Source organism: Ruegeria sp. YKSF57, from assembly GCF_059612585.1.
Genome location: NZ_JBXWQW010000003.1, coordinates 85247 through 103212 on the forward strand (window position 1 = coordinate 85247; position 17966 = coordinate 103212).

The following is a 17966-nucleotide window of genomic DNA, read 5'->3' on the forward strand; positions in this document are numbered from 1 at the left end:
TGAAGGATTGCGATTCGAGTCAATGATGTGCGGGCTGCCGCCCGTCACGTTTGTGCGGGCGGGCGGCTCATCCGTGCGCGCCATATCTTCATCAGGTCGTCGAACCGGGGGTCCTGGCGCAGGGGGGCCAGATCGGGGTCTTCGGTGGCCCATTTCATCATCCGGATCGGCCGGCCCTCCATGATCGATTTCCCGAGATACGCGAGGGCGTTGTCGCGATCCCCGAGCATCGAATAAGCGCAGGCGATGTTGTAGGTCGAGCGCGGATCGGCGGGGGCGACATCAACGGCCTTTTGCAGCCAGTCCAGCGCCCTGTCGCGATCACCGAGATGGATCAGGGCGAACGCGCCGATATAGGCGGCGTGCACATTGCGGTCGTCATATTCGAACAGCCTGCTGGCGATCGAGAATGTCTCGTGCGCGAGGGTCAGCATTCTGTCCCTGTGGCCAAGTTCCTTCCACAGGGTCATCAGCATCATCTTGGATTGCAGATCGTCGCCCCGCACCCTGGCGGCCTTGTGGAACAGGTCTGCCGCGGTCTCGAAATCATTGTGGACCACATGGAACATGCCGAAGTTCCAGAATGCCTCGTACAGCATGGGGTCGATTTCAAGCGCGGTGTTGAATTCGCGGATTGCACCAGCGGCGTCGTCCTTGAGCATCAACACGAAGGCGAGTGAAGCGTGGGCCTCGGCCATGCCCGGCGCGACCTCGAGCGCGCGGCGGCTGTTGGCTTCGGCGGTATCGAGCATCTCGAGTTCGGACGAGTAGAAATGGTAATAGGTCGCGTCGCAGTCGGACAGGCCGGTCAGCGCGATTGCATAGCCGGGGTCCAGCTCTACCGCCCTGAGGAACAGCTTGCGGGCATTTTCGAGGTTGTCACGGCTCATGCTGTGCATCAGTTGCCGACCCTGAAGATAGCAGTCATAGGCCTGAAGGTTGCGCGTGGGCACTCGTTCGATGGCCTTTTTCTCTTTCGGGGCGATGACGATTTTCAGGGCGTCGACGATGTTGCGGGTGATTTCGTCCTGCACCTCGAACACGTCGGTGAGGTCGCGGTCATAGCGTTCGGCCCACAAATGGCCGCCGGTCTGGCCGTCGATCAACTGGGCCGTCACCCGCACCCGGTTGCCCGACTTGCGAACGCTGCCTTCGAGGATGAACATCGCGTCCAGATCGGTGCTGATCTGGCGGACGTTCACCGACTGGCCCTTGTAGGCAAAGGTCGAGTTGCGGGCGACGACGAACAATCGCGAGATCCTGGACAGGTCGGTGATGATGTCCTCGGCGATGCCGTCCGAAAAATATTCCTGTTCGGTATCGCCGCTCATGTTCGAAAACGGCAGCACTGCGATGGAGTAGCGTTCGGGGGTGGCGGGCGCAGATGAGTGCGGCGCGGGTGATCCGGAGGCGATCTGGAACACATGAACCGGCTTGGCGATGTTTTTCAGCTGTTTCAGCCCCAGGTCGCGGAAGGCGCAGTCGACCTTGCCGACAACCATATCGTGGGCGGGACCCGAAAGGCAGATGCTGCCCGGTTCCGACAGGCTTTCCAGCCGGGCCGCAACATTGACCCCGTCGCCATAGATGTCGTCGCCATCGACAATCACATCGCCGAGGTTGATGCCGATGCGCAGGGCGAACGCGTCGTCGATGAGCGACAGGGTCTGCTGGATCGCCAGCGCGCATTCCACCGCGTCCACGACCGAGGTGAACTCGGCGAGAAATCCGTCGCCCACGAGTTTGACGATGCGACCGTTGCGGCGGGTGATCTGGGGGTGAAAATGGTCGGCATGATGCTGCTTGAGCGTGGCAAGCGTTCCGGCCTCGTCCGAGGCCATCAGGGCGGAAAACCCCACCACATCCGCAATCATGATCGCTGCAAGCCGGCGCGTCACCTTGTTTCCCCCTTCTTCGTACGATCATACGACGTCCGCAGAAGGGGCGGAACTGCTTATCTGAGCGCCGGTTCGTCGTTTAGCGAGGAAAGCCGTGCTGGCGGATCTCGGCGGATCATCGGTTTAAAACCGGCGCTCGGTATCGCGCGTCAGGGTATAGGTCTGGCGCCAGATCTTTTCGAACAGCGGCAGGGATCGGGTGCGATAGACCTCGTTTGCCTGCAGGTCCTGGTGTTCTCATGGTCCGCTCAGCCAGGCTGCGCATGATAGCAACGCCAGGTTTTCGTGTTAGAGTCGGCGGAACTTCGCAGATGCCCGTGCCCTGAATTGTCCGGATTTCACGTATATGATAGCGAAACGATATCGGGACGGCGCAATGTCGGCAATCAGTCTGCCTTGTGCCCGCCCCCAAAGAATAAAAGCACAAACCGAAGGTTCAGGTGTTTCGACCACAGTTCTGACAGACGGTATCAAAACTGTCTGGCAATGGTTCCTGAGTAAGATTTTATCGACGCGGTCGACGTTCCTGCCTTTGTCCCTGATCGCAGCAGTGTCTTATGGCAAGGGATCGCAAAAGATGTTGATGGCACGTCAGCTGGCGGATGTCGAAGACCTGTATCGGCGGGAACGGGAGTTGCGCCTGATCTTTGTCTCGCAACAACGCGACCCCCTTTTGCTGGGCCTTATGATTGCAATGTGGGGCATGCTCGGGCTCATTGTCCTGCGTATTGCCGACTATCATTTTTCGGTGCTGGCCAAAGCCGCGTTTCTTTGGGAATTCATCCTGTCGATTTGTTAGGCCTCGGACAGGTATCGTGTTCTGCCGGAGCCATTGCGAGGGCTTACACTTGGTGCGTCGGGCGGTATGTTGATGTACCCGCACTTTGGACCAAGGACCGCTCATGATCGAATTGCGAGACCTGCAACTGCTGAGTGCCCTTGCGCGGCATCGCCATTTTGCCAAGGCGGCCGAGGAATGCGGGATCTCTCAGCCCGCGTTTTCGATGCGCATCCGCAATCTGGAGGAGCGGCTGGGCATCACCATCGTGCGCCGGGCCAACCGGTTTCAGGGTCTGACCGACGAGGGTGAGATGATCGTGCGCCGGGCGCGGCGCATTCTGGGCGACACCAAGGCGCTGGAACAGGAGGTCGCGTCGATCCGGGGCGAGATTTCCGGTTCGCTGATTCTGGGCGTTATCCCGACGGCGCTGGCCTTTACCGGGCGGCTGGTGCGGCGGCTGCATCAGGCGCATCCAAAGATCGTGGCGCGGATCGACTCGATGTCCTCGACCGCGATCCAGCAGGGGCTGGACGAGGGGACAATCGATGCGGGCATCACCTATGGCGATAGCATCGGCACCGATCTGCGCCATGTGCAGCCGCTTTACGAGGAAAGCTATGTGCTGTTGGTGCCCGGACACATGACCGACGAAACCGGGCCGATCCCGTGGGCGCGGGTGGCCGAGTTTCCGCTGTGCCTGCTGGAACCGCAGATGCAGAACCGTCGCATCCTCGACCGGATTTTTGCCGAGCTGGGCCTGCATCCGCGCGTGGTGGCCGAGACCAGCGGCTTTACCGCCGCCATGGTCATGGCGCGCGAGGGGCTGGCGGCGGCGGTGGTACCGCGCGTGCTGATCCGGGCGCTGGGCGACCCGGAGGGCACAAAGGTGCTGCCGCTGGTCGAACCCGAGGTGTCGAAACCGATCTGTCTGGCAACGCTGGAACGCGATCCGGAACTGCCGACGGTGGCGGCGCTGCGGCGGGTGGTAACCTCTTTACGGTGATAATTTGTCGTTATCGTGCGATTGAGATTTGCGATTTGACGATATGATGAGCTGATGAGAGACCGAGGCGTCAGTCGGAGGGCATCATGGCACCATTGGATACCAAGCCAGCAGGCGCGCCAAAGGGCGTCTGGAAGTCAGGTAAAGGCAAGGGGCGGCGCACGCCCAAGGGCCGTCAGTTCACGGATGAGGCACAGGCCGAGATTGCGCGCCTGCTGGGCGACCGCCCGCGCCGCCGCGATCTGCTTATTGAATTCCTTCACTTAATTCAGGATGCCCACGGCCATATCAGTTCCGATCATATCGCCGCGCTGGCGGTGGAAATGCGGATCGGTCAGGCCGAGATCTATGAGACCGCGACCTTCTATGCCCATTTCGACGTGGTCAAGGAAGGTGAGACGCCGCCGCCCGCGCTGACCATCCGGGTGTGCGATTCCCTGTCCTGCGAGATGGCTGGCGCCCAGCAGTTGCAGAAGGCGCTGGAGGACGGGTTGGACCGGTCACAAGTGCGTGTGCTGCGCGCGCCCTGCATGGGGCGTTGCGACACCGCGCCGGTGCTGGAGATCGGCCACAACCATATCGATCACGCGACCCCCGAAAAGGTGCAGGCCGCGATTGCCGCGGGTGACACCCATGCACATCTGCCCGAATACGAGAATTATGCCACCTATGAGGCAAACGGCGGTTACGCCAAGCTGAAAGAGCTGCGCGACGGCGGCAACTGGGAAGAGGTACAGGAAACGGTTCTGGCCTCGGGCCTGCGTGGTCTGGGCGGCGCTGGTTTTCCGTCTGGCAAGAAATGGGGCTTTGTTCGCATGAACGAAGGGCCGCGCTATCTGGCCGTGAACGGGGACGAGGGCGAGCCGGGTACGTTCAAGGACCGCTACTATCTTGAGCGCACGCCGCATGTCTTTCTGGAAGGGATGCTGATCGCCGCATGGGCGGTCGAGGCCGAGACCTGCTTTATCTACATGCGCGACGAATATCCGGCGGTACTGGAGATTCTGGCAAAAGAGATTGCCGCGCTGGAACAGGCCGGGATCGTTGCCAAGGGTTACATCGACCTGCGCCGGGGCGCTGGCGCTTATATCTGCGGCGAAGAATCCGCGATGATCGAGTCGATCGAGGGCAAGAAGGGCCTGCCGCGCCACCGCCCGCCATTCGTGGCGCAGGTCGGGGTCTTTGACCGTCCGACCCTGGTTCACAATGTCGAGACGCTTTATTGGGTGTCGAAGATCTGCCGCGAGGGGCCGCAGATCCTGAACTCGGTTGAAAAGAATGGCCGCAAAGGGCTGCGCAGCTATTCGGTCTCGGGCCGGGTGGCGAAGCCGGGTGTATACCTGCTGCCTGCAGGGTCGACCATTCTGGACGTGATTGATGCCGCCGGGGGCATGGCCGAGGGCCATGTGTTCAAGGCGTATCAGCCGGGCGGGCCGTCGTCGGGTCTGTTGCCTGCAAGCATTGACGACGTCCCGCTCGACTTTGACACGCTGCAGCCGCTTGGCACCTTTATCGGGTCTGCCGCTGTTGTGGTTCTGTCCGATCAGGACACCGCGCGGGATGCGGCGCTGAACATGCTGCGGTTCTTCGAGGATGAAAGCTGTGGCCAGTGCACGCCCTGCCGGGCGGGCTGTGAAAAGGCGGTCAAGCTGATGCAGGCCGACAAGTGGGACACCGATCTGCTGGAGGACCTGTGTCAGGTGATGGCCGATGCCTCGATCTGCGGTCTGGGGCAGGCGGCCCCGAACCCGATCCGTCTGGTCATGAAACATTTTGCCGACGAAATCTGAGGGGAGACAGAGCCATGCTTGACGCAAGCCCAACCAAGACCGTCACCTTCAGCCTGAACGGCGATGACGTCACCGTGCCCGAGGGCACCACGATCTGGGAAGCGGCCAATGGCCGGGGCCTGGTGATTCCGCACCTGTGCCACAAGCCTGCACCTGGCTATCGCCCCGACGGCAACTGCCGCGCCTGCATGGTCGAGGTGGAGGGCGAGCGCACGCTGGTCGCCTCGTGCATCCGGCCTGCGGCGGACGGTATGATTGTGAAGACCGACAGTGACCGCGCCGAGAAATCGCGCGCCATGGTTATGGAACTGTTGGTTGCCGACCAGCCCGAGCAGCCGCATGACGTATCCAGCCATTTTTGGGATATGGCCAGGCTGAACGAGGTCTCGGGCAGCCGCTTTCCTGCGAAAGAGGCCGAGAAAATCCCGCTGCTGGATGACAGCCACGTCGCGATGCGTGTCAATCTGGACGCCTGCATCAACTGCAACCTCTGCGTCCGCGCCTGCCGCGAAGTGCAGGTCAACGACGTGATCGGCATGGCCGGTCGCGGCCATACGGCGCAGGTGGTGTTCGACCAGAACGACCCGATGGGTGCGTCGACCTGTGTTGCTTGTGGCGAATGCGTTCAGGCCTGCCCGACCGGCGCGCTGATGCCCGCCACCGTGCTGGATGACCAGCAGCGCGGCGACAGCAAGGATTACGATTCCGAGACCGAAAGCGTCTGCCCGTTCTGCGGCGTAGGCTGCAAGGTGTCGCTGAAGGTCAAGGACGGCAAGGTCAAATATGTCGAGGGCATCAACGGTCCCGCAAACGAGGGCCGCCTGTGCGTCAAGGGTCGCTTTGGCTTTGACTACATCCACCACCCGCACCGCCTGACCAAACCGCTGATCCGGCGCGAAGATGCGCCCGCCAAGGGGCTGAATGTCGATCCGGGCGACCTGTCGACCCATTTCCGCGAAGCGACGTGGGAAGAGGCGATGGATCTGGCAGCCACCAGGCTGATGGCCCTGCGCGCCGAAGACCCACGTTCGGTTGCCGGTTTCGGCTCGGCCAAATGCACCAACGAAGAGGCGTATCTGTTCCAGAAATTCATCCGTCAGGGTTTCCGCCACAACAACGTCGACCACTGCACCCGTCTGTGCCATGCGTCGTCTGTGGCGGCCCTGATCGAGAATGTGGGTTCGGGCGCGGTGACGGCGACCTTCAACGAGATCGAGAACGCCGATGTGGCGATTATCATCGGCTCGAACCCGATCGAGAACCACCCCGTCGCGGCGACCTATTTCAAGCAGTTCGCCAAGCGTGGCGGCAAGCTGATCGTGATGGACCCGCGCGGCGTCGGCATGCGCAAGTTTGCCACCGAGATGCTGCAGTTCCGCCCCGGTGCCGACGTCTCGATGCTGAACGCGATCATGAACGTGATCGTCGAGGAAGAGCTGTACGACAGCCAGTACATCCACCGCTGGACCGAGAACTGGGAGGCCGAGAAGGAACATCTGCGCGCCTTCACCCCCGAGAAGATGTCCGAGATTTGCGGCATCGAGCCCGATCAGCTGCGCCGCGTCGCGCGCATCTTTGCAGGCGCCAAGGCCGGTCTGATTTTTTGGGGCATGGGCGTCAGCCAGCATATCCACGGCACCGACAATTCGCGCTGCCTGATCAGCCTTGCGCTGATGACCGGCAACGTGGGCAAGCCGGGCGCCGGTCTGCACCCGCTGCGGGGTCAGAACAATGTACAGGGCGCATCCGATGCGGGCCTGATCCCGATGTTCCTGCCGGATTATCAGTCGGTGACCGATGACGGCATCCGCGCCAGGTTCAACAGCGTGTGGAACTCGGAGGACTTCTCGAACGAGAAAGGCCTGACCGTGACCGAGATCATCGATCACGCTTATGCGGGCAAGATCCGGGGCATGTACATTCAGGGTGAAAACCCCGCCATGTCCGACCCCGACGCGGGCCACGCGCGCGAGGCGCTGGCCAAGCTGGACCTGATGATCGTGCAGGATATCTTTCTGACCGAGACGGCGAACTATGCCGACATCATCCTGCCCGCCTCGGCGCTTTACGAAAAGAATGGCACGGTGTCGAACACCAACCGTCAGGTGCAGCGGGTGCGCCCCGCCGTGCCGCCGCCGGGCGAGGCGCGCGAGGACTGGAAAATCACCGTCGAACTGGCGCAGCGCATCGGGTTGAACTGGGATTACACCGACGTGTCGCAGGTGTTCGACGAGATGAAGCTGACGATGAAGTCGCTCAACAACATCACTTGGGAGCGACTGAAGACCGAAACCATCACCTATCCGTCGCTCAGCGAGACCGATCCGGGTCAGGCGATCGTGTTCGGCGACGGCTTCCCGCGCCCCGAGGGCCGCGCCCGGTTCACACCCGCCAGTGTGATCCCGCCCGACGAGGCGCCGGACGCGGATTATCCGATGATCGCCACGACGGGGCGCCAGCTGGAACATTGGCACACCGGGTCGATGACCCGCCGGTCGCTGGTGCTGGACGCGGTCGAGCCCGAGGCCAACTGTTCGATGAACCCGCGTACGCTCAAGCTGATGGGGATCGAGCCGGGCGAGATGGTGCGCCTGACCACCCGGCGCGGATCCATCGAGATCATGGTGCGCGCCGACCGGGCCATTGCCGAGGACATGGTGTTCATCCCCTTCGCCTATGTCGAGGCGGCGGCGAACATCCTGACCAACCCGGCCATCGACCCCTATGGCAAGATCCCCGAGTTCAAGTTCTCGGCGATCCGGGTCGAAAAGATCGAGGCTATCGCGGCGGAATAACTCTCCTCCTCCTGCCGCGTGACGGGCGGTCCCTTCGGGGGCCGTCCTTTTTTGTTCGGCCATGTGCCGACTTTCAGGTTTGCGGTTTTCTGGTTCGTCAAACCAACGCGGTTTTCCCCCTTGGCGCTTTATGCGGGCATCGGTCAGGAGCGCGTCGGGAATCCAGCAACGAGTCAGATGCCCACAAAGCACGGCCGAAGCCATCCGCAAACACGTGCGGGGCGTTTGTTCTGAGGTAAAAACAGGAACTCGGCAGGACACCTGTGAGGTCGCCCAACCTTCACTTTGCCCAAAGATGAGGATGATAACGATGGCAATTGCATCCGGAACAAAAAACTAAAACGTGACCTGGCAAATTGGCCCGGAACAGCCCCGGGGGTCAGCAACAATTACAGAGACTGCTGTCCCGCAAGACCGGCGCCACAACTGCGCAGATTCAGAACGCCTTTGGCTGGCAGCCACATTCTGCGCGCGCGGCGATTTCGATGATGTGCAGGATGTGACAAACCGTTGAGCGATCAGGATATGACAAAGGAACGGTCTACCAGATCCCTGAACGGGAAGAGTGTATCCCACCTTGTATCTCATCTGTCGGACGACTGAGATACACAGCCGGAGAAAGGGGAGGATTTCCCCTTGTTTTGCGGGTCTTTCAGAGAAAGTGGCTGGGGTGGTAGGATTCGAACCTACGGTACGCGGTACCAAAAACCGTTGCCTTACCACTTGGCTACACCCCAACGGTGAGCGGCTATCTACGACTCTTGTTGGCGGGGTTCAAGGCCCATTTCGCAAAAAATGTGAGCCTTGGCATTCATTTTTTCCGGTGCTCAATCCGCGGTTTTCAAAAGCACCGCACCGGTGCGTTTTCCGGCCTCGACGGCCTCATGCGCAAGGTGGCAATCGGCGAGGCCGTGGATGGATTGGACGGGGCAGCGAAGGGCATTTGCGTTCAGCGCGCCGGTCAGTTTCGCAATGGCCGCGGCGCGCAGGGCAGGCGGCAGAAGATAGATCAGCGTCATCTCAAGCGTGACCGCTTTGAACATCAGCGGATAGAACGGCAGGGTGGGCGACATCTGCGCCGCCGAGCCATAGGCGTTGATGCGGCCGTTCTCGGCAATGACTTGGGTGTCCGTCCGGACGTTGAGGCCGAATTCGACCTCGACGATCCGGTCCACGGACCGGCCGCCATTGGCGGACAGAATCTGTTGCGGCAGATCGGGGTCCGAATAGTCGACAACGGCATCCGCCCCGGCGTCACGCACGCGGTCGAAACTGGCGGGCGCGGCAGTGGCGATCACCTTGGCGCCGCCCCATTTGGCAAGCTGCACCGCGAGATAGCCGACGGTGCCTGCGCCGCCCTGAACAAGAACGGTCTGCCCCGCCACGTCGCCGCCGGAAAACACCGTGTGACATGCGGTGAGGCCCGGAATGCCCAGAACCGCCCCGGTTTCCAGCGACACTGCATCGGGCAGGCGTACCGCCTGTTCCGTGGGCAGCGCGATCTGCTGGGCAGCGGTTCCGAAAGCGCGCTGCCACTGGCCGTTCCAGATCCACACGCGCTCGCCGATGCGGGTCTGCGGCACGCCGTCACCTACGGCGGAAATCACTCCTGCGCCATCACTGTGCGGAATGATGACGGGAAAGGGCGGCCTGGTGACGCCGGGCCGGGCCCCGGCGCGGGCCTTGACGTCGGACGGGTTCACGCCGGAATACTCCAGATCGACCAGCACCTCGCCGGGGGCGGGTTTGGGCGGATCCAGTTCGGTGAGTGTCAGGACGTCCTTCGCCGGGCCAAAGCTGCTGTAGGTGATGGCTTTCATGTGGTCTCTCCGCAGGGGCTGAGACCGGCACGATAACGCGATATGCGGCGAAGGCCAGACCCCACGGCGCGGCGATTTCGGCCCTATTCGCGGATCTCGTCAGCCGCCACGCCCCAGAGGTTGGTTTTCGGCGTCCAGCCGCGATAGCCCCCGGCCGAGATCCGGCACCAGTCGATGGTGCAGGTGCCAAGTCGGGCGACGACGCCGGTCTCGAACCGGGCGTTGACCTGCGAAGCGGGATCGGGGCGGGAATGGATCGGAACCATGTCCTGTTCGATCAGCACCGTCCTTGCGCCTGACAACAGCGCGTAATGCACCCAGCCACCGGCGCCGTCACGGTCCTGCACGCGGCGCCAGTTGCCGAATTCGGCGGTGATCTGCAGCGGCATGTCGCGGCGTTTGAACACCCAGTCGATTCGGTGGGTCAGCGACGGGCCACGCCGGACGTTGCCCTCGTTGGCTTTCATCGACACGAAACGGGGCAGCGGCAGGTTGGTGACCTGACCGCGTTTTTCCTCGGCGCTCGCGGCGGAAATGCCGAACGCGATGAGAAGAGTCGAAAACAGCGCCAGATACTGGCGTTTCACCGATACCGAATGCCTCACTGCCTGCCTGCTCTTATGCCTGTTGATCCGGTTTTGAAAAAAGGCTGCGTCAATTCAGCTTGGGGTTCTTGTGCCCCGCCTGATCCTGCGCCACGATGCCATGGCGCGCGCAGGATTGCAAAGCAGTGGGAGGGCCGAAGTGCCAAGAGAACGTCTGAGTGTTGTCGTAACGCGACGGTTGCCCGAAGCCGTCGAAACCCGGCTGAGTGAACTCTTTGATGTGCGTCTGCGCGAAGATGACACGCCGATGACCCGAACCGAGCTTGTCGAGGCGGTGAAAACCGCCGATGTGCTGGTGCCGACCGTGACCGACACGATCGATGCAGGATTGCTGGGGCAGGCGGGTGAACAGTTGCGGCTGATCGCGAATTACGGGGCCGGGGTGGATCATATCGACGTATCGACCGCACGGCAGCGGGGAATACTGGTGTCGAACACGCCCGGCGTTCTGACCGACGATACCGCCGACATGACCATGGCGCTGATCCTCGCCGTCACGCGGCGCATTCCCGAAGGTCTGGCGGTGATGCAGAAAGGCGACTGGACAGGCTGGGCGCCGACCGCTTTGCTGGGTGGCCGCATCGGTGGCCGCCGCCTTGGCATTCTGGGCATGGGGCGGATCGGTCAGGCCGTCGCCCGACGCGCGCGGGCCTTTGGCATGCAGGTGCATTACCACAACCGCCGCCGCCTGCGCCCCGAGGTCGAGGAAGAGCTGGAGGCGACCTATTGGGACAGCCTTGATCAGATGGTGGCGCGGATGGACGTGATCTCGGTCAACTGTCCGTCGACGCCGTCCACCTTTCATCTGATGAACGCGCGCCGTCTGAAACTGATGAAACCGTCTGCCGTGATCGTGAACACCTCGCGCGGTGAGGTGATCGACGAAAATGCCCTGACCCGCCTGATCCGTGCGGATGAAATCGCCGGGGCGGGGCTGGACGTATATGAACACGGCACCAACGTGAACCCGCGCCTGCGGCAATTGCCGAACGTGGTGCTGTTGCCGCATATGGGATCGGCCACCATCGAGGGCCGGATCGAGATGGGCGAGAAGGTCATCATCAACATCAAGACCTTCGAGGACGGCCACCGTCCGCCCGATCAGGTCGTGCCGTCGATGCTTTGAACGACCCCGGCGCCCGGCCATTTGTGCCGGGCGTTTTGGTTTTGTTGACAGGCCGGGCCGTTCTGCGGCGCCGGTCAAGGGTATTTGCACAGTCTGATTGTCAGGAGGAAAACATGCGCACACACTGTATTTCCAGTTATTTCATGGCCGCCATGCTGTCGGTTTCGCCGGCTTTGGCGCAGCAGACCGCTGATGCCGTGGCCCCGGAACTGGCAACCTCGGGTCAGGTCGAGACGCTGTCGCAGGCCGCAAAGGATGCTCTGGCGGCCAAGGACGCCGGTCAACCGGTCGAGGCAGCGAACTGGATGGTGGCGGCCGCCAATCCACTGGCGGTCGAAGCCGGGGCGCGGGTGCTGCGCGCGGGTGGCACGGCGGCCGATGCGATGGTGGCGGTGCAGGTCGTTCTGGGGCTGGTCGAGCCGCAATCCTCGGGGTTGGGCGGCGGGGCGTTCCTTGTCTGGTATGACGCTGCAAGCGGCGAGCTGACCACGCTGGACGCCCGCGAAACCGCGCCGCGCGCGGCGACGCCGACCTTGTTTCAGGACGAAAATGGTGAACCGCTGGGGTTCTTCGATGCGGTTGTCGGCGGTCTGTCCGTCGGCACCCCCGGCACGCCCGCGCTGCTGGAGGCGGCGCACCGCCGCTGGGGCGGCAAGCCGTGGCCGTCGCTGTTCGATGATGCGATCGGGCTGGCCGATGGCGGTTTTGCCGTCTCTCCGCGCCTCGCCGGTCTGGTTGCCGCCGATGCCGAGCGGCTGGCCCGGTTCCCGGCAACTGCCGACTATTTCCTGCCGGGTGGGCAGCCCGTTGCCGAAGGCGACACGTTGAAAAACCCTGCCTATGCCGAAACCCTGCGAACACTGGCCGCCGAGGGATCGGCGGGGTTTTACGGCGGTGACATCGCGGCGGGCATCGTCAGCGCCGTACGCTCTGCCCCCGGCAATCCCGGTGTCCTGTCCGGTGTCGATCTGGTGCTCTATCAGGTGATCGAGCGTGCGCCGGTCTGCGCTGCCTATCGCGCCTATGAGGTCTGTGGCATGGGGCCGCCTTCGTCGGGGGCGCTGACGGTGGGACAGATCCTGGGGATGCTCGACAGCTATGATCTGGCAGCGCTTGGTCCAACCAGCGCCGAAGCGTGGCGGCTGATCGGCGATGCCTCACGCCTCGCCTTTGCGGATCGGGGCCGGTACATGGCCGACAGTGATTTCGTGCCGATGCCGACCAAGGGGCTGGTCGATTCCGCCTATCTGAGCGGGCGCGGCGCGCTGCTGGACACCGGCGCGGCCCTGTCCGACGTGGCCCCCGGTACTCCCGAATTCGATCACGCCCTGATCTGGGCCGATGATCAATCGATCGAATTTCCGTCCACCTCGCATATTTCGATCGTGGACGCGCAGGGCAATGTCCTGTCGATGACCACGACGATCGAAAACGGCTTTGGCTCGCGCCTGATGACGAACGGGTTTCTGCTCAACAACGAATTGACCGATTTTTCGTTCCGCACCCATGCTGACGGTGTACCCATCGCCAACCGGCTGGAACCCGGAAAGCGGCCACGTTCATCGATGAGCCCGACCATCGTGATGAAGGACGGCAAGCCGGTGCTGGCCATCGGCTCTCCGGGCGGCAGCCGGATCATCGGCTATGTGGCCAAATCCATCATCGCGTGGGCGGATTGGGGCATGGATGTGCAACAGGCGTTGGCCCTGCCGCATCTGGTCAACCGATTTGGCACCTATGACGTGGAACAGGACACCGCCGCGACCGAACTGACCGAACCGCTGACCGCGCTGGGCTATGAGGTCAACGCGCGCGATCTGACCTCTGGCCTGCACGCCATCGAGATCGGCGAGGTGCTGAAAGGCGGGGCGGACCCGCGTCGCGAAGGCATCGCGCTGGGCGAATGAACCGCTACCGGGTTGTGGGTATTGTCCGCGACGCGCACGTTTCGTAGCAATGCGGGGCGGTCACGCAGACCGCAAAGGGGAGAAACACCATGGTTCAGGCCACGGCGCTGCCACGCAACGAGACCGGCATAGAAACCGTCATCGGCATCCTGAAACAACGATTTGGCGACAGGTTGCAGACCGGTGCATCGATCCGCGAACAACACGGCCACACGACGACCTGGATCAACAACCAGTCCCCCGACGCGGTGGTGTTTCCCGAAACCACGTCGGAAGTTTCGGACATCGTCAAGACCTGCGCCCGACACAGGGTTCCGGTCATTGCCTTCGGCACCGGCACCTCGCTGGAAGGGCATGTAAACGCGCCCGCTGGCGGGATTTCGGTTGATCTGATGCGAATGAACAAGGTTCTTGCGGTTCATGCCGAGGATCTGGATTGCGTGGTTCAACCCGGCGTCACCCGCGAGGACCTGAACACCTACCTTCGCGATCAGGGCCTGTTCTTTCCAATCGATCCCGGCGCCAATGCCTCGCTGGGCGGCATGGCCGCGACGCGCGCCTCGGGCACCAACGCGGTGCGCTACGGGACGATGAAGGACAACATCCTGAGCCTTGAGGCGGTGATGCCCGATGGCCGGATCATCCGCACCGGCACCCGCGCCAGGAAATCCTCGGCAGGTTACGACCTGACCCGCCTGCTGATCGGCTCCGAGGGGACGCTTGGCCTGATCACCGAAATCACCCTGCGCCTGCAGGGCATCCCCGAGGCGATCAGTTCGGCTCGCTGTTCCTTTCCCTCGGTCGATGCCGCCTGCCGCGCGGTGATGACGACGATCCAATACGGCATTCCGGTGGCCCGGATCGAGCTTCTGGACGAGCTTTCGGTTGCCGCCGCCAATGCCTATTCCAGGCTGGACCTGCCGGAAACGCCGCTGCTGCTGTTGGAATTTCACGGCTCCGAGGCCGGGGTGGTCGAACAGGCGGAAACATTCGGGGCCATCGCCGAGGAATTCGGCGGCACCGATTTTGCCGCCACCACCTCGACCGAAGACCGCAACAAGCTCTGGCAGGCGCGCCACGACATGTACTGGGCGTGCCTGCAACTGCGTCCGGGGGCGCAGGGGATTTCCACCGATGTCTGCGTTCCGATCTCGCGGCTGGCCGAAGCGGTGACCATGGCACAGGCCAAGACGGCAGAGCTTGGGCTGCTGGCCCCCGTCGTCGGCCATGTCGGTGACGGGAATTTCCACACGCTCGTGCTGTTGGACATGGCCAATCCCGACGAGGTTGCCAAGGCCGAAACCTTTGTCGGCTGGCTGAACGAACTGGCGATATCGATGGACGGAACCTGCACGGGTGAGCATGGAATCGGGCAGGGCAAAAAGCCCTATCTCGAAAAAGAACTCGGCCCGGCCACGCTTTACATGAAAGCGGTCAAGGCGGCGCTTGATCCCGACAACATCATGAACCCGGGCAAGATTCTCTAACTTTGCAAAGCCGCGAGTTTCGCGCCCTTGCCGGCGCTGCAAGCCGTCAATCGTCGGCTTGTGAGTGGCCTAGGTCGGTTTTGCGCAATTTTAAGTCGGATGGACTTGGCGCTGTGCCCTGCCGTTCGGCATAAACCATCCCAAACAGACTCAATCCGGAGAGCGGGCAAATGAAAACCCAAGTCAAAGCACTGGTCGTCGGCGGTGGTGCCGTCGGGACCTCGATTGCCTATCACCTGGCCAAGGCGGGCTGGGACGACGTCATGCTGATCGAGCGGGACGAACTCACCTCGGGTTCGACATGGCACGCGGCGGGTCTGCTGCCGCTCTTCAACATGTCTTACGCGACCACCCACATTCACAAATATTCGGTCGATTTCTACAAGACGCTGGAAGAGGAAACCGGGCTGAACGCCGGTTTCGCCGTCGTTGGCAACTTGCGCATGGCGCAGACGCAAGAGCGTATGGACGAATACATGCTCTATGCCTCGACCGCCGAAACCTGCGACGTGAAATACGAGTGGCTGACCCCGGACCAGATCAAGGAGCGCTGGCCACTGATCGAAACGGGCGACTTGAAGGGCGCGATCTATCACACCGAGGATGGCTATATTAACCCCGCTGACGTGACCCAGGCGATGGCCAAGGGTGCCCGCCAGCGCGGTGTCGATATCGTGCGCAAGATGCAGGCCGATGCCTTTCACTGGAACGGCACCCATTGGGAGGTCACCTGCACCAAGATGGTCGAGCAGGGCGGCAACCTGGTGCCTTCGGACGAGCAGGTGGTGATCACCGCCGAGCATGTCGTGACTGCCAGCGGCAACCATGCGCAGCGCACCGCCAAGATGCTGGGCATCAAGATGCCCGCGATCCCGGTCGAACACACCTTTATCGTCATGGACAAGGACCCCGAGCTGGTCAAATGGCGCGAAGCGGGCAACCCGGAGCACCCCGTCGTGCGCGACGCTGACAACGAATCCTACGCCCGCGAAGAGCGCGGCGGCTGGATTTTGGGCATTTATGAACACGGCGCGCCCGCGCGGTTCGAACATGGCGTGCCCGACAGCTTCCGCGCCGATCTGTTCCCGCTGGAACTGGACCGGATTGCCGAACAGTACATGGCGATGGCCGAACGCGTGCCGTCCTGTGCCGAAAGCGGCCTCAAGGACGATTTCAACGGCCCGATCTGCTATACCCCCGACGGCAACCCGCTGGTCGGCCCGGCACCGGGCCTGCGCAACATGTGGCTGGCCGAGGGTTTCAGCTTTGGCATCACCGCCGCGGGCGGCACCGGCTATTACCTGGCGCAGATGATGGTGGACGGCGAGGCCGAGATCGACATGGCGTCGCTCGACCCCAAGCGATATTCGTCGAACTGGATGACCACCGAATTCGCGGCCCGCAAGAACGAAGAGTGCTATGAGCACGTCTATATCCTGCACCACCCGGACGAAGAGCGTCAGGCCTGCCGTCCGCTGCGTACCGCGCCCGCCTACGACCGCCAGAAGGCCCGCGGTGCACAGTTCGGCTGGGTCAACGGCTGGGAACGCCCCAACTATTATGGCCCGCTGGACGCACCGGAAAACTTCGACCACGACACCCGCTCCTTCCGCCGTGGCGGCTGGTGGCAATATGCCGTCGAAGAAGCCAAGGCGATCCGCAACGGTGTTGGCCTGATCGACGCGACCGCGTTCACCAAGCACGTCGTCAAAGGCCCGGGTGCCACCCAGTTCCTGGATTGGTTCACCTGCAACAAGCTGCCCAAGGTCGGCCGCATCAACCTGACCTATGCGCTGACCTCGCACGGCACCACCCGCACCGAATACACCATCGTCCGCAACGGCGAGAACAACTACTATCTGGTCTCTGCCGGTGCCTGGTCCGAGTATGACGCGGACTTCCTGCGCAAGGCCGCCGAAGACAAGATGGAAGAGTTCGGCTATATCGAGATCCAGGACGTGACCACCCAGTGGGGTGTCTTCGCCATCGCCGGGCCGAAATCGCGTGATGTGCTGAAAGAGGTGATCGTCGACGCCGATCCGGCAACCGCGCTGTCGAACAAGCGATTCCCGTGGCTGTCGGCCAAGCAGATCGAACTGGGCATGTGCCCGGTGAACGCGATCCGCGTGGCCTATACCGGCGAGCTGGGCTGGGAGCTGCATCACCCGATCGAGATGCAGAACTACCTGTTCGACCTGCTGGAGAAGGCTGGCGAGAAGCACGGCATGAAGCTGGTGGGGGCACGCGCCCAGAACTGGTTGCGCCAGGAGAAATCCTATCGCGCCTTCGGTAACGAACTGGGCCGCGACGCGACCCCGCTGGAAGCCGACCTGCCGCGCTTTGTTGATCTGGAGAAGGACTTCAACGGCAAAGCCAAACTGGAAGAGACCGGCGTCCGCGTCAAATGCTGCACCCTGCTGATCGACGGCCCTGCCGATGCCGATCCCTGGGGCCGCGAGGCGCTTTATGCCGAAGACGGCACCCGTGTGGGCCGCCTGACCTCGGGCGGCTACTCGGTGGCGTTCGAGAAATCCATCGGCATGGGCTACGTGAAGCCCGACTACGCAGTGGAAGGCACCAGGCTGCAGGTCAAGATCCAGGACAAGCTGTGGGATGCGGTCGTCACCTGCGACAGCCCCTATGATCCCAAGAACGAAGTCATCCGCAAGGACGGCTGATCAAACAAGGCCCCGGAGAGATCCGGGGCCTTTGCCTTTCTGGGCAACAGCCAACCGATGGCGACGCAACGGTTGC

12 protein-coding genes and 1 tRNA gene are annotated in these 17966 nt (G+C 62.6%); 9 read left to right on the top strand and 4 right to left on the bottom strand.

From position 1 onward, the window contains the following. Positions 1–44: 44 nt before the first annotated feature. A complete protein-coding gene (locus AC2FLX_RS01680) occupies positions 45–1898 on the bottom strand; it encodes a TPR end-of-group domain-containing protein (RefSeq protein WP_496811123.1) in 1854 nt (617 codons plus the stop codon). A 376-nt stretch (positions 1899–2274) separates the two neighbouring features. Between AC2FLX_RS01680 and AC2FLX_RS01685 the strand changes: the two genes are divergently transcribed. The 5 genes from AC2FLX_RS01685 to AC2FLX_RS01705 all read left to right on the top strand — a co-directional run bounded on the left by AC2FLX_RS01685 (position 2275) and on the right by AC2FLX_RS01705 (position 8770). Beyond that, positions 2275–2697, top strand: coding sequence for a hypothetical protein (locus AC2FLX_RS01685; RefSeq protein WP_496811122.1), 423 nt, complete (start codon positions 2275–2277; stop codon positions 2695–2697). Between the two features lie 103 nt (positions 2698–2800). Then, positions 2801–3682, top strand: a complete 882-nt coding sequence (locus AC2FLX_RS01690; RefSeq protein ID WP_496811121.1) for a LysR family transcriptional regulator — start codon at positions 2801–2803, stop codon at positions 3680–3682. A gap of 86 nt (positions 3683–3768) precedes the next feature. Continuing rightward, positions 3769–5472: an NAD(P)H-dependent oxidoreductase subunit E gene (locus AC2FLX_RS01695; protein WP_496811120.1), complete on the top strand. Its 1704-nt coding sequence runs from the start codon at positions 3769–3771 to the stop codon at positions 5470–5472. Positions 5473–5486: 14 nt separating this feature from the next. Beyond that, positions 5487–8267, top strand: coding sequence for a formate dehydrogenase subunit alpha (fdhF, locus tag AC2FLX_RS01700; protein ID WP_480747862.1), 2781 nt, complete (start codon positions 5487–5489; stop codon positions 8265–8267). A 356-nt stretch (positions 8268–8623) separates the two neighbouring features. Next, positions 8624–8770: a DUF3489 domain-containing protein gene (locus AC2FLX_RS01705; protein WP_480747861.1), complete on the top strand. Its 147-nt coding sequence runs from the start codon at positions 8624–8626 to the stop codon at positions 8768–8770. A 159-nt stretch (positions 8771–8929) separates the two neighbouring features. Here AC2FLX_RS01705 and AC2FLX_RS01710 read toward each other — a convergent pair. The 3 genes from AC2FLX_RS01710 to AC2FLX_RS01720 form a co-directional block, all read right to left on the bottom strand. Beyond that, positions 8930–9004, bottom strand: a tRNA-Gln gene (locus AC2FLX_RS01710). 90 nt (positions 9005–9094) lie between these two features. Further along, positions 9095–10087 (bottom strand): NADPH:quinone reductase, encoded by a 993-nt coding sequence (locus AC2FLX_RS01715; protein ID WP_480747812.1) that lies wholly within the window; start codon positions 10085–10087, stop codon positions 9095–9097. An 83-nt stretch (positions 10088–10170) separates the two neighbouring features. Beyond that, complete coding sequence (locus AC2FLX_RS01720) at positions 10171–10659, bottom strand: SH3 domain-containing protein (protein WP_480748083.1); 489 nt, start codon at positions 10657–10659, stop codon at positions 10171–10173. A 172-nt stretch (positions 10660–10831) separates the two neighbouring features. Here AC2FLX_RS01720 and AC2FLX_RS01725 point away from each other — a divergent pair, with 172 nt between their 5' ends. From AC2FLX_RS01725 to AC2FLX_RS01740, 4 genes are all read left to right on the top strand, one after another. Then, positions 10832–11818, top strand: a complete 987-nt coding sequence (locus AC2FLX_RS01725) for a 2-hydroxyacid dehydrogenase (RefSeq protein ID WP_480748082.1) — start codon at positions 10832–10834, stop codon at positions 11816–11818. A 113-nt stretch (positions 11819–11931) separates the two neighbouring features. Further along, the gene (gene ggt / locus AC2FLX_RS01730; RefSeq protein WP_496811156.1) at positions 11932–13725 is read left to right on the top strand and encodes a gamma-glutamyltransferase; all 1794 of its coding nucleotides are present in this window, start codon (positions 11932–11934) and stop codon (positions 13723–13725) included. Between the two features lie 89 nt (positions 13726–13814). Further along, positions 13815–15212, top strand: a complete 1398-nt coding sequence (locus AC2FLX_RS01735) for an FAD-binding oxidoreductase (protein ID WP_496748038.1) — start codon at positions 13815–13817, stop codon at positions 15210–15212. 170 nt (positions 15213–15382) lie between these two features. Next, positions 15383–17890 carry a GcvT family protein gene (locus tag AC2FLX_RS01740; RefSeq protein ID WP_496811155.1) on the top strand — a complete coding sequence of 836 codons (2508 nt, stop codon included), beginning with the start codon at positions 15383–15385 and terminating at the stop codon, positions 17888–17890. Positions 17891–17966: the final 76 nt, after the last annotated feature.

What these genes read in the sequence shown, in the direction of transcription:
- AC2FLX_RS01685 (WP_496811122.1), top strand. Translation starts at nt 2,275, where the DNA reads ATGTCGGCAATCAGTCTGCCTTGTGCCCGCCCCCAAAGAATAAAAGCA.
- AC2FLX_RS01690 (WP_496811121.1), top strand. Translation starts at nt 2,801, where the DNA reads ATGATCGAATTGCGAGACCTGCAACTGCTGAGTGCCCTTGCGCGGCAT.
- AC2FLX_RS01695 (WP_496811120.1), top strand. Translation starts at nt 3,769, where the DNA reads ATGGCACCATTGGATACCAAGCCAGCAGGCGCGCCAAAGGGCGTCTGG.
- fdhF (WP_480747862.1), top strand. Translation starts at nt 5,487, where the DNA reads ATGCTTGACGCAAGCCCAACCAAGACCGTCACCTTCAGCCTGAACGGC.
- AC2FLX_RS01715 (WP_480747812.1), bottom strand. Translation starts at nt 10,087, where the DNA reads ATGAAAGCCATCACCTACAGCAGCTTTGGCCCGGCGAAGGACGTCCTG.
- ggt (WP_496811156.1), top strand. Translation starts at nt 11,932, where the DNA reads ATGCGCACACACTGTATTTCCAGTTATTTCATGGCCGCCATGCTGTCG.
- AC2FLX_RS01735 (WP_496748038.1), top strand. Translation starts at nt 13,815, where the DNA reads ATGGTTCAGGCCACGGCGCTGCCACGCAACGAGACCGGCATAGAAACC.
- AC2FLX_RS01740 (WP_496811155.1), top strand. Translation starts at nt 15,383, where the DNA reads ATGAAAACCCAAGTCAAAGCACTGGTCGTCGGCGGTGGTGCCGTCGGG.